Annotated in this window: 21 protein-coding genes and 1 tRNA gene; 12 read left to right on the forward strand and 10 right to left on the reverse strand. The window is 47.2% G+C overall.

The window, feature by feature from the left end; all coding sequences use genetic code 11:
• Positions 1–15: 15 nt before the first annotated feature.
• Positions 16–918 carry a tRNA-intron lyase gene (gene endA, locus LPQ35_RS04255; RefSeq protein ID WP_193808007.1) on the reverse strand — a complete coding sequence of 301 codons (903 nt, stop codon included), beginning with the start codon at positions 916–918 and terminating at the stop codon, positions 16–18.
• A 79-nt stretch (positions 919–997) separates the two neighbouring features.
• Between endA and LPQ35_RS04260 the strand changes: the two genes are divergently transcribed.
• The 4 genes from LPQ35_RS04260 to LPQ35_RS04275 all read left to right on the forward strand — a co-directional run bounded on the left by LPQ35_RS04260 (position 998) and on the right by LPQ35_RS04275 (position 2,318).
• A tRNA-Asn gene (locus tag LPQ35_RS04260) sits at positions 998–1,070 on the forward strand.
• An 81-nt stretch (positions 1,071–1,151) separates the two neighbouring features.
• Positions 1,152–1,913 carry a metal-dependent hydrolase gene (locus LPQ35_RS04265; RefSeq protein ID WP_203219016.1) on the forward strand — a complete coding sequence of 254 codons (762 nt, stop codon included), beginning with the start codon at positions 1,152–1,154 and terminating at the stop codon, positions 1,911–1,913.
• The gene (locus LPQ35_RS04270; protein ID WP_193808006.1) at positions 1,891–2,028 is read left to right on the forward strand and encodes a hypothetical protein; all 138 of its coding nucleotides are present in this window, start codon (positions 1,891–1,893) and stop codon (positions 2,026–2,028) included. The genes LPQ35_RS04265 and LPQ35_RS04270 overlap by 23 nt, the downstream gene beginning before the upstream one ends.
• Positions 2,029–2,033: 5 nt before the next feature.
• Positions 2,034–2,318: a hypothetical protein gene (locus LPQ35_RS04275; RefSeq protein ID WP_193808005.1), complete on the forward strand. Its 285-nt coding sequence runs from the start codon at positions 2,034–2,036 to the stop codon at positions 2,316–2,318.
• Between the two features lie 16 nt (positions 2,319–2,334).
• Here LPQ35_RS04275 and LPQ35_RS04280 read toward each other — a convergent pair whose 3' ends face one another.
• From LPQ35_RS04280 to LPQ35_RS04295, 4 genes are all read right to left on the reverse strand, one after another.
• Entirely contained in the window at positions 2,335–2,559 is a 225-nt protein-coding gene (locus tag LPQ35_RS04280; RefSeq protein ID WP_193808004.1) for a type II toxin-antitoxin system HicA family toxin, read from the reverse strand.
• A 10-nt stretch (positions 2,560–2,569) separates the two neighbouring features.
• The gene (locus LPQ35_RS04285) at positions 2,570–2,782 is read right to left on the reverse strand and encodes a type II toxin-antitoxin system HicB family antitoxin (RefSeq protein ID WP_193808003.1); all 213 of its coding nucleotides are present in this window, start codon (positions 2,780–2,782) and stop codon (positions 2,570–2,572) included.
• Positions 2,783–2,941: 159 nt separating this feature from the next.
• The gene (locus tag LPQ35_RS04290; protein ID WP_193808002.1) at positions 2,942–3,121 is read right to left on the reverse strand and encodes a DUF7557 family protein; all 180 of its coding nucleotides are present in this window, start codon (positions 3,119–3,121) and stop codon (positions 2,942–2,944) included.
• A 56-nt stretch (positions 3,122–3,177) separates the two neighbouring features.
• The gene (locus LPQ35_RS04295; protein WP_193808001.1) at positions 3,178–3,402 is read right to left on the reverse strand and encodes a hypothetical protein; all 225 of its coding nucleotides are present in this window, start codon (positions 3,400–3,402) and stop codon (positions 3,178–3,180) included.
• A gap of 89 nt (positions 3,403–3,491) precedes the next feature.
• On the opposite strand from LPQ35_RS04295, the gene LPQ35_RS04300 reads away from it, so the two are divergent.
• Positions 3,492–4,454, forward strand: coding sequence for a CoA transferase subunit A (locus LPQ35_RS04300; RefSeq protein WP_193808000.1), 963 nt, complete (start codon positions 3,492–3,494; stop codon positions 4,452–4,454).
• A gap of 10 nt (positions 4,455–4,464) precedes the next feature.
• Entirely contained in the window at positions 4,465–5,238 is a 774-nt protein-coding gene (locus LPQ35_RS04305; RefSeq protein WP_193807999.1) for a CoA-transferase, read from the forward strand.
• 32 nt (positions 5,239–5,270) lie between these two features.
• Here LPQ35_RS04305 and LPQ35_RS04310 read toward each other — a convergent pair whose 3' ends face one another.
• A complete protein-coding gene (locus LPQ35_RS04310; protein ID WP_193807998.1) occupies positions 5,271–6,344 on the reverse strand; it encodes an acyl-CoA dehydrogenase family protein in 1,074 nt (357 codons plus the stop codon).
• A 195-nt stretch (positions 6,345–6,539) separates the two neighbouring features.
• On the opposite strand from LPQ35_RS04310, the gene thsB reads away from it, so the two are divergent.
• From thsB to LPQ35_RS04325, 3 genes are all read left to right on the forward strand, one after another.
• Positions 6,540–8,186 (forward strand): thermosome subunit beta, encoded by a 1,647-nt coding sequence (gene thsB, locus LPQ35_RS04315; RefSeq protein ID WP_193807997.1) that lies wholly within the window; start codon positions 6,540–6,542, stop codon positions 8,184–8,186.
• Positions 8,187–8,223: 37 nt separating this feature from the next.
• Positions 8,224–9,591, forward strand: a complete 1,368-nt coding sequence (locus LPQ35_RS04320) for a DHHA1 domain-containing protein (protein WP_193807996.1) — start codon at positions 8,224–8,226, stop codon at positions 9,589–9,591.
• A gap of 61 nt (positions 9,592–9,652) precedes the next feature.
• A complete protein-coding gene (locus LPQ35_RS04325; RefSeq protein ID WP_193807995.1) occupies positions 9,653–9,910 on the forward strand; it encodes a hypothetical protein in 258 nt (85 codons plus the stop codon).
• Here the strand turns inward: LPQ35_RS04325 and LPQ35_RS04330 are convergent.
• Entirely contained in the window at positions 9,907–10,539 is a 633-nt protein-coding gene (locus tag LPQ35_RS04330; protein ID WP_193807994.1) for a helix-turn-helix domain-containing protein, read from the reverse strand. The genes LPQ35_RS04325 and LPQ35_RS04330 overlap by 4 nt on opposite strands.
• A 67-nt stretch (positions 10,540–10,606) precedes the next feature.
• On the opposite strand from LPQ35_RS04330, the gene LPQ35_RS04335 reads away from it, so the two are divergent.
• The 3 genes from LPQ35_RS04335 to LPQ35_RS04345 are packed head-to-tail and all read left to right on the forward strand — an operon-like array spanning position 10,607 to position 15,017.
• Entirely contained in the window at positions 10,607–12,418 is a 1,812-nt protein-coding gene (locus LPQ35_RS04335; protein ID WP_193807993.1) for a PGF-CTERM sorting domain-containing protein, read from the forward strand.
• Positions 12,415–14,625, forward strand: coding sequence for a hydrophobe/amphiphile efflux-3 (HAE3) family transporter (locus LPQ35_RS04340; protein WP_193807992.1), 2,211 nt, complete (start codon positions 12,415–12,417; stop codon positions 14,623–14,625). The genes LPQ35_RS04335 and LPQ35_RS04340 overlap by 4 nt, the downstream gene beginning before the upstream one ends.
• Positions 14,626–14,633: 8 nt before the next feature.
• Entirely contained in the window at positions 14,634–15,017 is a 384-nt protein-coding gene (locus LPQ35_RS04345) for a thioesterase, FlK family (protein ID WP_193807991.1), read from the forward strand.
• Between the two features lie 21 nt (positions 15,018–15,038).
• On the opposite strand, the gene LPQ35_RS04350 is transcribed toward LPQ35_RS04345, so the two are convergent.
• The 3 genes from LPQ35_RS04350 to mvk are packed head-to-tail and all read right to left on the reverse strand — an operon-like array spanning position 15,039 to position 17,367.
• Entirely contained in the window at positions 15,039–15,794 is a 756-nt protein-coding gene (locus LPQ35_RS04350) for an SPFH domain-containing protein (RefSeq protein ID WP_193807990.1), read from the reverse strand.
• A 21-nt stretch (positions 15,795–15,815) separates the two neighbouring features.
• A complete protein-coding gene (locus LPQ35_RS04355; protein ID WP_193807989.1) occupies positions 15,816–16,523 on the reverse strand; it encodes an isopentenyl phosphate kinase in 708 nt (235 codons plus the stop codon).
• Positions 16,477–17,367 (reverse strand): mevalonate kinase, encoded by an 891-nt coding sequence (mvk, locus tag LPQ35_RS04360; protein WP_193807988.1) that lies wholly within the window; start codon positions 17,365–17,367, stop codon positions 16,477–16,479. Before mvk ends, LPQ35_RS04355 begins: the two co-directional genes overlap by 47 nt.

Genomic DNA, 17,367 nt, shown 5'->3' on the forward strand with positions numbered 1-17,367 from the left:
TTTCAACTTCACGCCTCAGATTCTGACTCTTCTTACTGCGATGTATTCTGGGTTCCTGCAGAGTATCGGGTATATGAGTGTTTTGTTAACCGCTCCTGAAAGTCTGACATCTCCTGCCAGCTCCCTGAGGTTGAGATTGCTCCTCAGCTTTACGAGGTATTTCGAATGTTTAAGCTCGGAGATGTTTTTAACCTGCTCATACACTCTGAATTCACTGCCAAACTTGAAGCCGGTCTTTACCATGAATCTCCTTTCTCTCAGATCTCTGTACACTGTGAATATTTTCTCGAAATCCGGTATGGTTTTTCTGGCGAATTCCAGCACTTCTTCTCTCTCAACGTCAGCCTCCATTATGCCCTCGTCCATTAAATAGAGCCCCTCGTATATTGACATTATCACTCTGTTCCCCTTCAGCACTCCGTAAAAGTATTTTCTGTACAGCTCTGTGTTTTCTGTAACGAAGTAACTCCCGGAAAACCTTGAACTGAATTTTTTCAGCTCTTCGCGGTGGTTTCCATGCTCGTCAAAAGCTTCAACTTTGAAGTAGGTAACATCTGCCTCCTCATCGACAACTGCAAGTTTTTTCCCACTCATTTCTTTGAGATCCTCAACTGGAAAGCAATCTTTTTCGCTTACCGGAATGTAGTCTCCAAAATCAAGAAAACGGGCTCTGACACCTCTATCTCTCAAATCCTGGAATACGAAGTATTTTACCGGGTCACACATTTTGAAAAGCCGATCAAAATCCACAATATGCTCGTCATCTGAGAATACCTCAAGTGTTCCCTTATACACGAGATAAGCTGCTTCCTCGGGAGTGAGGATTGCTGAATTACCCTTAGCGGTTCCAAAATTTCTTGAAATCAATTTCTGGGCTTTTTCGACAACGATACTCTCTCCTTTCAGCAAACCCTTCATCATACCCTTCAAACCTGATTGCCGTTAAAAATGTTGCGAGGATAAAATTTAAATTCCATGCCATGCTCTCACTGGTAGAGCCGCCGTAGCTTAGCTGGTAGAGCGCCGGACTGTTAATCCGGTGGTCGCAGGTTCGAATCCTGCCGGCGGCGCTCTTATCTCCGGTTTTACACCTAACCATAACTTTCAGTCCGCTCTCTACAGATATAAGCTTTTTTCTTCCTGTTTTAACCATGCTTGGGGTTGAAAGAAAACCCTATCTGGTAGGTGTGGCATCTAAGGAAAAACTCAGAGACTGGCTGAACTCTCTCCCGGAGACAGCAAGAGAAAGAGAGCCAGCAGAGATTCTCTCATTTCTCTTCATCAAGGTTATCGAGATCTCCTTCCTCGTTGACCTCTCATCCTCTCAATCATTCTGGATTGTGATGCCACTGTATTCAGTTCTCGCAGACTTTGACAGCATTGCCGGAATAAAGCACCGGACATACTCGCATGCCATCTACGCCCCATTCATCCTTTCCCTGCCTCCCATTCCATTTCCTGAACTTTATGCGGTTGCGACCATCTCCTATCTCTCCCACATCTTTGCAGACATGCTCACTCCGAGTGGTGTGATGCTCCTTTACCCTTACAGAGAGACAACATTCAGCTTTCTCCCTCCAGCATGGAGAATAGGAACAGGCACAAATGCCGAGATGATCTTTCTCATAGCAGTTCTTCTCCTCACCGCTTCATTCAGCCTTGCAGAATCCACAAAGGAGGTTGTTGCTGAATTCTCGGCAGCAGTAATAGCAACCCTGCTCGGATACAGAGTTCCCTTGGGCAACGTGAAGGAGTATCTTGAACACTACAGTTTCACCGAGCTTTTCAGGGCATTTTCCAGAGTCGAGAGGGTTGTCAGCTTTGTTGTTGAGAGAACAGCCCGCCATCGTAACGAGCGGGCTTTCAGAAATCTGCATGAGGTGATGCAGGATGGGGTTTGTCAGATGCAATAAATGCGGAAATTGTGGATGCTTTGAAATTGTTGAAGCAAGGTATTCTGATTCAGGAGCAGTCGAGAAAATGCAGTGCTGCAGGTGTGGTAGCATAACAATTCTGGAAATGTGGTGATTGGCATGGAAAGAAAGTTCAGGATGATTGTAACCAGAATCAGCGAGTCAGAATTCAGCGTTCTCAGCCTGAATTCAACATCTGGAAAACCAAAACAGTATGCAGTCAGGTGGAATGGTTACAGGTGGATATGCTCATGCCCCGATTTTGCAAGGCATTCAGAGGAAATTGACTACGTCTGCAAGCACATCGAGGCGATGTTTAAAGCGGTGAGACTTGTGACCGGAATGGAGATTGAGGTGATCAGGAGTTACAACAGCAAGAGCGGGATATCAGCACGGATAAAATAAAAACAAGATGTGGAAATCAGAGCAGCCTGATAAACTCCTCAACACTCAATCCGGCCTGCTTAAGTATTACTCGCAAAGTTCCTTTTTTCAAAGTGTGATGGAGAGGGACTATGACCTTTATAACACCCTCATCTGTCCTTTTTTCCATACGAACATGACTTCCTTTCTGTCTCACAACTCTGAAACCTGCTTTATGCAGGGCTTTGATTGTCTCTTCTCCAGAAACAGCAGGCAGTTTCAATAATAACACCTTAGAGAGTGACCTCAACGACCTCCGCCTTCTTTCCTCTGGTCTCTGCCTCTATTTCTGCATCGTCAATATCCAGATAAACCTCTATAGCTTCCCTGATATTCTCAAGTGCTTCTTCTCTTGTTTCACCCTGGGATACACATCCAGGAAGAGAAGGAACATAAACGACGTATCCGCCTTCTTCAGCTTCTTCAAGGACGACCTTGAACTTCATGATTCTGTATTTGATTCACAGGTTGATAAAAGTTACCTGAGAGATTTGTTGTTCTAACTTCAATTGTCTATTCTTAAGAACAATCAGAGGAGATGTGTCAGAAACTATCTGCATTCCTAATCTCCTTTTCCAGTTCCTCTTCATCCCAACTTATCACGCTCACCTTTTTCTCGCTGAGAGTATTGCCTCGGCTGTCTCCCTGCTGAGAGTTCCGGAGAACTCTTTGATTGATGATCTCCTAATCAGCCTTCTGATGACCTCGCTGAAGCTTTCATCATCTCTTTTCAGCGATTTGAGCATGTCATAAACATCGTCTGAGATGGAGATGACCTTTGTCACAGTATTTGTGTAAGTGTATGCACTTATTTAAGGCTTTTGTGTCATCGTCCATGATGTCACCACCACAGCACAGCATCAACCGGCCCAAGCTCAGCCTTAACCCATCCAGAATCAGGTCGGTCACCAATAACCTCTGTAACAGCCCAGAAGGACTTGATTTTTGCCCCCAGCGCAGGTTGAGAGACTGTCGAGGCATAGAAGATGAGAAGAGGGCGTTGAGAGGCTGGAGGTCTGGAGCTCGAGTTCTCCTTATGAGCTTCTACAATAAAGACTTTCCACAATCTGCAAAAAGGTATCCCTGAAAAAAGCAGAACCTTTTAAAAATGAGCCATTTGCGGAGTCTCTGATAAAGAACTCCAGAGGTGTTGGGATGAGCAAGAGTGATAAGGTAATGGGGCTTGAAGAGGCGGTCAGAAAATTTGTGAGAAATGGAAATCACATTGCTTTTGGCGGTTTTACCCTCAACAGAATGCCAGTAGCCCTCATCTATGAGATAATACGCCAGGGAGTTAAGGATCTGCACGTTTACGGACATTCCCCCGGTTTCGGTGTTGACGTTTTGATAGGTTCCGGCAGTGTAAAGGCGATAGAGCTGGCTTACGAGGCAGATGAGGGTTTTGGCAGAGTCGGTCCAAGATTCAGAAAAGCTGTCGAGAGAAGGGAGACCATGTGGGAGGATTATTCCAACTTTGGAATGACGCTCAGGTTTCTTGCCGGTGCGATGGGCATTTCTTTCCTTCCGACAAAAACCATGCTCGGTTCGGACATGCTGTCAAAGGAGGGCTTCAGCAGAGAATTCCGCGAGAGCGATCCAAAAATTGCATCGAAAAAGCTGGATGTAATTGAATGCCCGTTCACGGGAGAGAAGGTTGTCGCACTTCCAGCGGTAAACCCGGATGTTGCTGTGATTCATGCTCAGGTTGCCGATGCAGATGGAAACGTCAGGATTTACGGACAGGCATTTGCAGATGACATAATCGCAAAATCTGCGGACAGGGTGATTGTAACCTGTGAGAAACTTGTCGATTCAGAAGAGCTGAGGAAATTCCCGGAACAGAATGTTCTTCCGGGATTCCTCGTTGATGCAGTCGTCCCTGTCGAGTTTGGTGCACATCCCACAAGCTGTGCCAGGTTCTACGACTATGATCCAGAATTTCTGAGAATATATCACTCTCTGGCGAAAGATGACGGGAGCTTCACAGACTTTCTCGAAAAATATGTTCTGGGGGTGGAGGACCATGATGAATATCTCAGAAAGGTCGGTATCGATAGACTTGAGAGTCTGAGAGCAAGCTTCGAAGTCGGATACAATCCTGGGTTAAAGAGGGTGTGAGGTGAGTACCATGAAGAAGTATGCGGAGGATTATACCCTGACCGAGCTTATGGTCGTTACAACCGCGAGGGAGTTCAGAAATGGGGAGGTGGCCTTCATAGGAACTGGAATACCAATGGTCGCAGGGATGCTGGCGAAGCTCACCCATGCTCCTGATCTCACAATAATATTCGAGGCTGGAGCGGCGGATCCGGAACTGGAACACCTTCCAATGTCTGTGGGTGAACCGAGAACCTTCAGAATGGCAGGAATTGCTGCCGGACTGTTTGATATATTTTCCCTCACCCAGAGAGGCAGGGTCGATGTTGGAGTCATTGGTGGAGCGCAGGTCGATAAATTCGGAAACGTGAACTCCACCTGTATCGGAGATTATGGCAACCCAGCAGTTCGTTTTCCGGGCAGTGGTGGTGCTGGGGATATTGCGTGCCTCTGTAAGAGGACAGTGATACTCATGCCTCATGAAAAAAGGAGATTCGTCGAGAAAGTGGACTATCTGACAAGCCCCGGGTGGATTGATGGCCCCGATGGAAGGAACAGAGCGGGCCTTCAGTGGGGAGGTCCTTCGGCGGTAATAACCACCATGGGCGTCATAAGATTTGAGGAGAAGACGAAAAAACCCTACCTCGAGTCATATCATCCGGGACTAACCCCTGAAGAGGTGCTGGAAAACACGGGGTTTGAGATTGACGTTTCAAAAGCCATTGAGACTGAACCGCCCACGGAAGAGGAGATATGGATACTGAGGGAGAAGGTGGATCCGGAAGGAATATTCCTGAAAAAATGAATTGGGTTAGTTTCATTTAATTTCATTAATTTTCATGCAAGCAGCTTTCTTGCAACCAGGAGTTTCATGACTTCTGTGGCCCCTTCGGCAAATTCTATGGTTTTTGCATCCCTGTATGCTCTCTCAGCTTTACTGCCACGCAGAAGCCCATGCCCACCGAACACTTCAACCGCGACATCGGCAGCCTTCTTGGCAACCCTCGCCGAAAGTATCTTTGCAACCGCCCCCTCATAACCCGGATCACTCATGTTTCTCGCTGCGTCATATAATGTTCTCCTCAGGGCCTCTATTTCAACCGCAACGTCTGCAAGCATGAACTGAACGGCCTGCAAGTCTGACAGCGTTCCACCGAATGCTTTCCTCTTTTTGGCTCTTTCAACAGCAATCTCAAGACACCTTTCAGCTATGCCAAGCCCTATTGCTGAGAAAGGCAGTCGATTTGGGGCGAGGGTTCCTAAGGCAACTTTCAAACCTGCCCCCTCCTTTACGAGAACGTTGCTTTCATGCACCTCAACATTGTCAAACTGCAGGCTCGCAAGCCCGCTTCCCCTCATTCCTGCCAAGTCGATTCTGGTGGCTTTTATCCCCTCACTCTTTTCGGCTATGAATGCCGTAAGTCCTTTTGGACCCTCACCAGTTCTTCCGACGACTATGAAAACATCAGCATACATGCCGTTGGTGATCAGAGTCTTGCTTCCGCTGAGTGTGTATGCATCACCCTGCTTTTCGGCCTTCAGGCTTACAGAACCTGCAACATCACTTCCTCCCTTACCTTCGGTGATTGCTATTGTGCCTATGGATTTCAGCAATTTTGGAAAGAATATTTCCTTCTGCTCCTCGCTGCCATACAGCCTTACCGCGTCAGCAGCCATTGAGTGGACAATAATGCTGTGGGCAACACCTGCAGAAACTTTCGCAAGCTCTTCTGCAACAACGCACGCGTCATAGTAACCCCCGCCCAGCCCTCCATATTCTTCAGGTATGATCAAGCCGAGGATGCCGGATTCTTTCACAGCATCGAGCACGTCACCCATATCATTGTTTCTGTCAATTTCTGCTGCCTTTTCTCTGACAATGCTCTTCAGTTCATCAACAATCTTCTGCATAACTCTGTATGCATTAATCATGCTATAATAACGTTTTCGTAAATTTTTGCCGCTCGAAGGTAGCACCTTCAAGGTGTGTCTGGTGGCATACTTTGTCATGGGGTTTCTATCATCTCGATTGCTGCACATTCTGTGAGGGCTTAACCAAAATGTTTATATAGAAATACCCACCCACCAAAGTTTGAGGTGATGTAAATGGCAACACTACAGGGTCAGCCTGTGCTGATTTTGAAGGAAGGAACCCAGAGAACTGTTGGCAGGGATGCACAGAGAATGAACATTCTTGCCGCGAGAGTTATTGCTGAGGCTGTGAGAAGCACCCTTGGTCCGAGAGGAATGGACAAGATGCTTGTTGACAGCCTTGGAGATGTTGTGATAACAAACGATGGAGTCACAATTCTGAAGGAGATTGATGTTGAGCACCCGGCAGCCAAGATGGTTGTTGAGATTGCAAAGACTCAGGAGAATGAGGTAGGAGATGGCACAACCACGGCTGTGGTTATTGCTGGAGAGTTGCTCAAGAAGGCTGAGGATCTGCTTGACAACGAGATCCACCCGACAATAATCGCAAACGGTTACAGGCTTGCAGCAGAGAAGGCGATGGAGATCCTCAACGAGATTGCAATAGATGTGAGCAAGGATGATGAGGAAACACTCAAGAAGATCGCCGCAACCGCAATGACAGGCAAGGGTGCCGAGGTGGCAATAAACAAACTCTCTGAAATTGTTGTTAAGGCTGTAAAGCAGGTGGCTGAAGAAGAGAATGGTAAGATTGAGGTAGATACTGACAACATCAAGATTGAAAAGAGAACCGGAGCGAGTGTTGAGGAGACTGAGCTTATCGAAGGCATCGTCCTCGACAAGGAAGTCGTTCATCCGGGAATGCCCAAGAGAATAAAGGACGCGAAGATTCTCGTCTACAACGGTGCACTTGAGGTTAAGGAGACCGAGACAGATGCAAAGATCAACATAACCGACCCCGAGATGCTTCAGAAGTTCATCGAGCAGGAGGAGAAGATGATCAAGGACATGGTTGACAAGATTACCGAGGCTGGAGCCAACGTTGTATTCTGCCAGAAGGGTATTGACGACCTGGCCCAGTACTACCTCGCCAAGGCAGGAGTTCTCGCCGTCAGGAGGGTCAAGAAGAGCGACATTGAAAAGATTGCAAAGGCATGCGGTGCAAGGATTCTGACAGACCTGAGAGACATAAGCAGCGCAGACCTCGGTGAGGCAGACCTCGTCGAGGAGAAGAAGGTCGGCGACGAGAAGATGGTCTTCGTCACAGGATGCAAGAACCCGAAGGCCGTTACAGTGCTTGTGAGAGGAGGCACGGAGCACATTGTCGATGAGATTGCAAGAGGACTTGAAGATGCGATAAAGGTTGTTGCAGTTGCCCTCGAGGACGGTAAGGTTGTGGCAGGAGCAGGCGGTCCGGAAATCGAACTCAGCCTGAGACTCAGGGACTGGGCACCGAGCCTTGGTGGGAGAGAGCAGCTTGCTGCAGAGGCATTCGCATCAGCCCTCGAGGTTATTCCCAAGACACTGGCAGAGAACGCAGGACTTGATCCGATTGACGTTCTTGTCGAGCTGAAGAAAGCTCACGAGGACGGCAAAGTCTATTCGGGTGTTGATGTCGACACCGGTAAGGTTGTTGACATGAAGGACACAGGCGTTCTCGAGCCTCTCAGAATCAAAACACAGGCCATCGAGTCCGCAACAGAGGTTGCGGTGATGCTTCTCAGAATTGACGACGTCATCGCCGCCAAGGAGCTCAGCAAGGGCAAGGGCGACGAGGGCGACGAAGGCGGAATGGGTGACATGGGAGGCATGGGCTTCTAAGCAAAAAATTTAATTCTTTTTTCTTTTAACCACTTCTGTGGAAGAACTCCTTAAAAAAGCAAATTCTATCGCAGAAATTCTCAGGCGAGAAGACGACATTCTGATTGTGACTCACATAGATGCGGATGGCATAACTTCTGGAGCGATAGCCTACAGGGCGCTTGAAAGGGCGGGAAAGGAAGCGGACATCCGGTTTGTGAAGTCTCTGGACGATGAGGCCATAGAAGATATAGCCGATGAAAACAGATTTGTCTGGTTTACCGATCTCGGTAGCGGGCAGATAAGCTCTATAGAGCGTTCGGGGATAAGGTGTGTCATATCTGACCATCACAATCCTGAAAGAATTACTGATAATCAGATCAATCCTCACATTTTCGGGCATGATGGCTCTTACGAGCTGAGCGGTTCAACAACAACATATCTTGTGGCAAGGTTTTTGGGGCTGAATTTTGATCTGTCCGGGATAGCAATAGTCGGTGCTGTTGGAGATCTACAGGACAGCAATTACGGCAGGCTCGTTGGGCTGAACAGATTTGTGCTGAAGGAAGCAGAAAACTCTGGCTATATCGAGACCATAAGAGATATAAGGTTTTTCGGAAAGCAGACCCGACCGGTTTTCAAAATGCTTGAATACACCTTCGATCCATACCTGCCTGGGATTAGCGGTAGCGAGAGGGGCGCAATTGACTTTCTGGTTTCACTTGGGGTGAGAGTTAAGGATAATGAGCAATGGCTCAGGTGGATTGATCTCACTGCAGAAGAGAAAAGGAAAATCACAAGCGAAATCGTGAGGATGCTGATTTCGAGGAGGTACCCCTTCAAGCTCATCTGGAGGATTGTTGGGGAAAGCTACCTTCTGAAGGAAGAGGAACCCGGAACCGAAGTAAAGGATGCGATGGAATTCTCAACTCTTCTGAATGCGACTGCACGTTATGGTGAAGAGATGATCGGTCTGAAAGTGTGCCTTGGGGACAGGGATGAGGCATTCAGAAGAGCAAAGGCGTTGCTTCAAAACCACAGGAGAAACCTCAGCGACGGAATAAAACTTGTTGACGAAATTGGCATTGTTGAGCTTGAGAACGTACAGTACTTCCATGCGGGGAATAGGATTCTCGATACCATTATCGGAATCGTCGCGGGGATGAGTTACTCGTTTGCGAACCGGGGCAAGCCAATAATTGCCTTTGCTGAGAACGATGATGGAATTAAAGTTTCAGCCAGAGCAACGAAGGCTCTCGTTGAAAAGGGAGTACATCTTGCCCAGGCTCTAAAAATAGCTGCTGAAAAGGTTGGTGGCAAGGGAGGGGGTCACAGCATAGCTGCCGGAGCAACCATACCGAAAGGGAGCGAGGATGAGTTCCTGAAGATTCTTGATAAATTAATAGGTGAACAGGTTTTGAAATGAACTGAAAAATTTCGAAAACATTATTACTTTTTGAAAGCTAAATTGAATCGGGGGTGATTGTATGGCAGAGAAAAAGGAGAGGAATAGAGAACACCATGAAAAACTCTTCAAGGCGTCAATGAGTCCTGTTAGAAGGCAGATAGTGGCTGCAATTGGTATTCACGGTAAGAGCAGAGATGAGCTGAAACAGGAGCTGAATCTGTCTGATTTTCAGCTTAAATTCAATCTCGACTGGTTGATAAGAGAAGGGTTCGTTGTTGAAGATGATGGAAAGCTGAAGCTCACCGACGACGGTATAGAGCTGCTTGAAGCCGGTTAAATTTCCGGAGGTTTCCTATTTTTAAACATTTCAACCATATCTCTGTAGAACTCGTAAAACTCGCCCGAACCCACCATTATGTTCGGAACGCCATTTACCACTGTGAATATCAGCACCGTATTCTCCCCGAAAATCAGTCCGTGAACGACATCGCTCTTTCCCATGAGGTTCAGTCTCACCTTTTCCCTGTATCTTTCGAAGATAGTCCTCATTCTATCGTCAATGCTGATACCGTATATTTCCACCAGCTCCGAGTTCTTCACAAGGCCTTCGATAACGTTGTATGCAAGGTCACCCTTGTGAAACGATACAGTCTCCTTTTTGCTTTTCCTCTCAAGTTCCTTCAATCCCTCGCTAATAACCTGCATTTTTTCTTTCAGCCTGGATGAAAAGAAGTCTATCAGCCTTTCAGCAGGTATCGCTCTGAACTTCATCGGTTTTCCGAAGGATTCAACGAGCCCCCTGTTTTCCAAACTTCTTATGACCTCATACACCGAAGTTCTTGGAATCCTGCTCCTCTCTGCCAGCTCCGAGGCTGACATCTCTCCTTCGGTTATGAGTGTTAAAAGTACTTTTATTTCGTAATCTGAGAGTCTGAAGTCTTTCAGCACTTCCACCAGTCTGTCCATATCCTGATGGAAAACTCCAGCAATATTTATATATCTTTTGTAGCTACCGCTACGACAGGTGGTACACATGAGGAGGGCATTACTGGCAATAATTGCACTCATACTAATTCTGCATCCGGTGGCAGCCATAAGCTATGCAGACAAGCCGTATTTTAGTGCGTATATTGCTCAGAGTAACTACATAACGGCAGGAGAAGAAAAAACACTGTATGTGGTTCTGCAGAACAGCGCCAGACTCTGGAAGATTGATTATGCTGATCAGCAGGAATTCCAGCTTTTCAGCAACAATCCTGATTACCTGCAAATGCTTTCAACAGCCTACAATGTCTCTGTGAGGTTTGAAAGCGATGGCCTGAACGTAAAAACACCTGAAATGTTTTTCCCGGCCATTCCAGCCTTCCAGCCCCTCCAGATTCCCGTTGTTGTTGACGCCTCGGGGGTTGAGGAGGGCGAATATGATCTCACCTTGACTATTGGCTATGAGGTTGTCGATGATGTGTCATTCTCCTCATCACTTTCAATTACGCCTGTGCCTTCTCAGGACATCTACAACTACTCGTACAACGCAACCCTGGGGATCTATAAGCCTGTCCCGTATCAGCAGATACAGGATTACCAGACCACGTATTCTCTTGATTACCTGAAGATTTACTACGCTGAGAAGAACCAGGAAATCAGGCTGAAAGTTGTCGTAGAAAAGCCTGATGTTATTCTGAATGTGACTGATGTCCGGTCGGACATCGTTGCGGGTGGAAAGGGAACCATCACCCTTGTTATAAAGAATGATGGAAAGAGAGATGCCGAGAACCTTTTTGTGAGCCTTCTGACACCATCTGGCTTTACTGCCCAGGGTGTCCAGCAGGTGGACCTTGAAAGCTACACCAAGGCTCTTGAAAGCATGCTCTCTCAGAACCCAATGTTCTCCCAGTTTGGACTGCAGGGCGTCGAGGTTCAGCTTCCACCTGAGCTTCAGAGCATGCTGACACAGAGTGCTGTTTACGTCGGATCTCTGAAGGCAGGAGAGAGCATAAACGTAACCTTCAGGGTTACCGCCAATACCGAGGACGGAGGCTATTACCCCTTCCAAGTAAGGGGAACCTACACCCTTGACGGGGACGTTAAACAAACACCCCCCGTGGCTTTTGGTGTGAGCGTAAAGGACAAGCCGGAGATACGAATAGTTTCTGTTAATTCAACCGTATTTGCGGGCAGCAAGGGAGATGTGATCATTGATGTCGAGTCAACCGAAACTCTGAAAGATCTGAAGGCAAAGCTCGAGACGAAGCCTCCGCTTTCGGCAATAACCGAGGAGTATTTTGTCGGGGACTCTGCGAAGGCCACACTCAAGTTCAGGGTTAAGGCAAGCGGAGATGCTGAAAGCACAGTGTATCCAGCAAAGCTCACTCTTACGTATGATCTGAACGGAAAGGAGGTTGAAGAAGCGTTCGATATCGGAATAAAAGTGGGAGATAAGATTAAATTTGCGCTTGAAGGTCAGGGAGAGATTCCAGCTGGAGAAGAAAAAATCATTACTGTGAGAATCAAAAACACCGGTTCGTTTGAGGTGAAGGACGCCACTGCGAGAATCACCGTGGTTGATCCATTCTCGACCACTGACGACTCCTCTTACATAGGCAGCTTAAAGCCAGGTGAAGCGAAGGAAGTCTCGTTCAGACTGAAGGCAGATAAGGATGCCACACCAAAGACCTACGCTCTAAATCTCGAGATAAAGTACAGGGATCTGAATGATGAGTGGGTCATAAGCGATCCGGTGAAGCTTCCGATAGTCGTAACGGAAAGCAGGAATACAATCCCTGGATTTGAGGCATTGGTGGCAGTTATAGCCCTGATTGCAGTAGCTGTCTGGATGAGAAAATGAAGGTCTTCGACCTTCTTTCTTCTTCTGTGGTGAGGGGAAGGTATCTGATTCTGGCTCTGGTAGCGGTAGCGGTCATACTCGCGATTCATTCGAGCCAGAACATAACGATGGATCAGGGCTATGAAACGTACTTCAGCAAGGACTACAAGGAGTATCAGCAGTACGTTCTGTTTTCCAAGAATTTCGGTGGGGGAGTTGCAAGCATTTACATCTTCATAAAGGGCGACGATGTTGTAAATTACGAGACATATGATTTCGCTCTCAAGCTTGGAGAGGAGATTTCGAGGATCGATGGTATCGGGCGGGTGAAGTCGCCTGCCCACACGGTTGTGGACATCCTCGGATATCTTCCTGCTGATGAAGAAGTCCTGAAACAGCTGTCTTACCAGTATTCCTCTTTTTATCTGCCCAAAAAAACCCTGATGCTGATGGAATTCGAGGTTACTGCAGATGAAAGCCAGTATAATTTCATAGCCAAGGAGGTTGAGAAACGAATTTCCGAAATCGAAAAGCCCCCCGGAATCGTGGTCGAAGCCACTGGGAATCCTATGATAATGTATCAGGTGGATAAAAGTATTGGAGAAAGCATGGGGACTATGGGGGCCGTAGCCGTAGTTTTAATGGTGGTGACGCTTGTCATAGTTTTCAGGGGCGTTGTTGAACTCAAGAGATATCTCCTCCTACCTCTCGTGATATCAATTCTCACTTTCCTGTTTGCGTTCGGATTGATGCCCGTACTCGGGATCCCCCTCACAGAGATCACGAACGCCATCGCACCAATTCTGATAGGTCTCAGTATTGAATATGCTGCTCAGTTTATGGGCAGGTACGAGGAGGAGAGGAGAAAGGGAAACAGCCCGGCAATTTCTGCTGTGAAGTCCATCAAGAGTGTGGGTCTCGCACTGTCTCTTGCGATGATCACCACCGTTATCGGTTTTCTTTCCATGATATTCTCTGGAGTTCCCGCTCTGGGCTGGTTCGGACTTGTTTCGGCAATTGGTCTGATTGTGGCATATCTTCTGAGCCTGACGTTTCTTCCGTCAGTCCTACTCATAACTGACAGGAAAGAGAGGAAGCGAAAGGATGAGGAAAAGATCTCTTTCACGGAGAAAGTTCTCGATCTTGCTTCATTAATCTCAGCGAGGCATTACAGGGTTTTACTGCTTACTGTCCTCGTCATAACCTCTGCAAGCTATTTTGGTTACTCAAAGGTACCCTTGGAGACAGATTTCATGAAGTACATTCCTCAGGATCTTCCGGCCATGAGAAAGCTTAGCGAGCTTCAGGACCTCGTGGGGAGTAATGACAGAATAATAGCCGTTTTCCAGACAGATGGAATTGATTCGAGTGTCATTGCGAGATTTGAGGAACTTGCCAGATACGTTACAAACTCCGAACAGAATATTGTCGGATACTCGTCTCTCGGTGAGATAATCAAGATGAACTTCGACAAACTGCCTTCCAGCGACACTGAACTTCAGCAGGCACTCGAAAAAATCCCTGAAGACAGGGTTTCCAGGTACATGCAGGGTTCGAGCTACGCAATATACTTCACTGTCGCACCAATGGACTGGCTTGAATTCAGGAAGCTTTATGAAAGGGTTACTGAGGAAATGAAGTTCTTCGGTATAGAGTATCCGTTTTATCTCACAGGTGATGTCGTCCTGAAAATGTTTGTCGCTGATCTGATAGTCAACGGTCAGAACAGGATGACCATTGCGAGTTTTGCTTTTGTATTCATTCTGCTCCTGTTCGTTTACAGAAGTCCAAGGAAAGCGATTGTTCCAATAATACCGATTACCGTGGTTATACTTGCTAATGGAGGTCTCATGTACCTTCTTGGCTATTCCAGGACCCTTGTTACCGCCTCTCTGAACTCTCTGACAATAGGTCTTGGAATCGATTTTTCCATTCACGTGATGGAAAGGTATTTCGAGGAGAGGAGAAGAGGATTTGAACCTGAAAAGGCAGTTGAGATTACGATAACCAACATAGGTAAGCCGATCTTAACGTCCGGCCTTACCATGGCAGGAGGTTTTGCTGCGATGCTTGCGTCACCATTCCCCATCATGTCTGATTTCGGTGTGGTCAGCCTGATGGCGATAATTCTCAGCCTCTTCGCAGCTCTCACGGTCGTTCCTGCATTTCTGGTCTTTACCGACAACCTGAACAGCAAAAACAAAAAAGAGAAATTGGATGATGTCTAATCTGAAATATGGATGTGCGAACACATAAGCTTGCGGACGGGGAACTTGTTGGCAGGGTTGTTGAGGCGGGAGATGGCTATGCAAGGGTTGTGCTGAAAACAACTGACAGTATGGCTGTTGACGAACATGGTCTTGTGCATGGTGGCTTCACGTTTGGTGCCGCAGACCTTGCTGCGATGGTTGCGGTAAATCACCCCAACGTGGTGCTTTACAAAGCTGAGGTGAGGTTCACGGCACCTGTCAGGGTTGGAGAAGAGGTTACAGCTGAAGCTACAGTTACCACAGTAGAGAACAAAAAGATCACGGTTGGCGTAAGGGCGTTTACGGATAAAACGGTGCTTGAAGGCGTGATGTACTGCTACATCCCGGACAGACATGTGCTTGAAAAATAAAAAATGAAAACTCTGGGTGCCTTATTCTTCACCCTTGCTCTTTTTGAAGTACTCCAGAATCTCTATGGGTATCGGGAATATGATTGTCGCATTCTCGGCGTTGCCAATCTCGTTCATGGTCTGGAGTATTCTCAGCATCATTGCCCCTCTGCTCTCAGCGAGAATCTCAGCGGCGTCTTTCAGCTTCATGGCTGACTGGAATTCACCATCTGCTCTGATTATCTTGGCTCTTCTTTCTCTCTCCGCTTCAGCCTGCATTGCCATTGCCCTCTGCATTTCTTTGGGGAGTTCAACGTCCTTAATTTCAACTGCAGATACCTTTATTCCCCACGGATTTGTGGCCTCATCAATAATGTGCTGAAGTCTAACGTTGAGTTTCTCCCTCTCTGAAAGAAGTTCATCAAGCTCAGCCTGGCCTATTACACTCCTCAGAGTTGTCTGTGCGATCTGGGCTGTGGCGTATCTGTAATCGAAAACCTCGGTCACGGCTTTTTCAGGATCCAGAACCCTGTAGTAAACGACTGCATTAACCCTGACCGTAACATTATCTCTCGTTACGACCTCCTGTGATGGAACATCGTAAGTTACAGTTCTCAAATCAACTACCTGCATCTGTTCGAGGAGCGGTATGACAATGAATATTCCCGGCCCTCTTGCTCCAACGAGCCTTCCGAGCCTGAAAATCACGCCTCTTTCGTATTCCTTCACTATTTTAATCGAGGACAGCAGGAACAGCAATACCACTACCAGCAGTCCTATCAAAAGTTCGCTTGCCATGAATAAAATGGTATTTTAAAGTTAAATAATTTTTGCCAGCCGCGTTCCGACATGACGTCCTTCAAGGAATTTCTCAACGGCCCCATTCTCAAGGCCGTTGAATATAAAAACGTCACAGATTCTGGCTATTCTGATTGCTTCCTCCAGTTTACCCTTCATTCCGCCTGTAACGTCTTCCTTGTTTCCTGCATCGCCAATCCTCTTTAGAATTTCGGTAAAGTTATTGGAATTTATTTCCTCGACGGGTTTGCCGTCCACAATCACAGGCAGGTCGCTTGCGAATCCAACTGCTTCGGGCCCAAGCTCCTCGGCAAGTACTCTGACAATCTCGTCTCCACTCATCACCCTGAACTTACCGCCTTCCAGAACAACATCTCCGTGAAGCACTGGAATGAATCCCATCGAGACGAGTTCCTTTATGAACTCGAAATCCGGATTGTTGAAGAACTCCATTGGGTGCAGAGGAATCGGGTTCAGCCCGTGTTCTATCAGCGAGTTGCAGAATATTGAATTGAGTCTGAGGCATGCGCTGTGCGTCCTTGAAACACCTTCCGGAGAAAGACCGAATTTTTTAACGTGAGGATGACCGAAACTGCCGGCCCCATGAACGAGAATTACCTCACCACGTATTTGCCTGGAAACCATGTCCATTATGTCTGTTTTTGCAATCTCAAACGCTCCTTCAGACTTGTCGGTTATAAGGCTCCCGCCAATCTTCAAAATCTTCAACTCTGACCCCCTCCGCAGAAAGTTTTATCCTGAAGTCTCCCTCGCCTGTTGTCAGCAGACATCCCCCGCCTCCTGCCCCGGTGATTTTTGCTGAATGTCCACTCAATTCAACATCGGCAACGATTCTGTCTATCTCAGGCGTGCTAACTCCAATGGCCCTGAGGAGACTCTGGTTTATTTTGAAAAGTAGACTCAGCTTTGTCACATCCCCATTTTCGAGCGCTCTGGCGCCCTCCAATGCAACCTGATCTATTGAATCCATTATCCTCTCAACCAGTTCCGGGTACTTTTCTTTCAGTTCCCTTACCTTTCTGACCATTTCGGAGGTTATGGACTCTATTCCTGTGTTTATCACCCCGAATTCGACGTTCGACGAAAATTTCCTCTTTTCAGGGATTATCCAGCCTCCCCCGTACGTGGAAACAAACGGATCTGTGCCGCTTCCTATTCCCTGGACGTCGAGTTCAACCTTTCTTGCGAGTTCGAAAATTTCCTCTCTGTCCATTCCGGCCTCAAATTCGGCATTCAGTGCTCCAAGTGTTGCGACTGTAACTGCAGCAGAGCTACCAAGTCCTGATGCCGGGGGTATCTGGCTTCTCACCTCAATTCTAACTCCTCTGATGCTAAAAGACTCGGAGAACCTTTTTATTGCATAGGAAATGTATGCATGCTCTCCTCTAAAATCCAGACCGGTTTTGCCAAAGTGTGAGATTATCCGGAAATCGTTTGACTTTTCTGCTTTGACATAGCATCTCAGGTTTATCGCAGATACGACAGCGTGTCTCCCGTAAACCACAGCATGTTCTCCGAATATTATTGCCTTACCGGGGGATGAGGCGATCAT

Origin of the sequence: Geoglobus acetivorans (genome assembly GCF_039641995.1) — an archaeon.
Taxonomy (GTDB): Archaea; Halobacteriota; Archaeoglobi; order Archaeoglobales; family Archaeoglobaceae; genus Geoglobus; species Geoglobus acetivorans.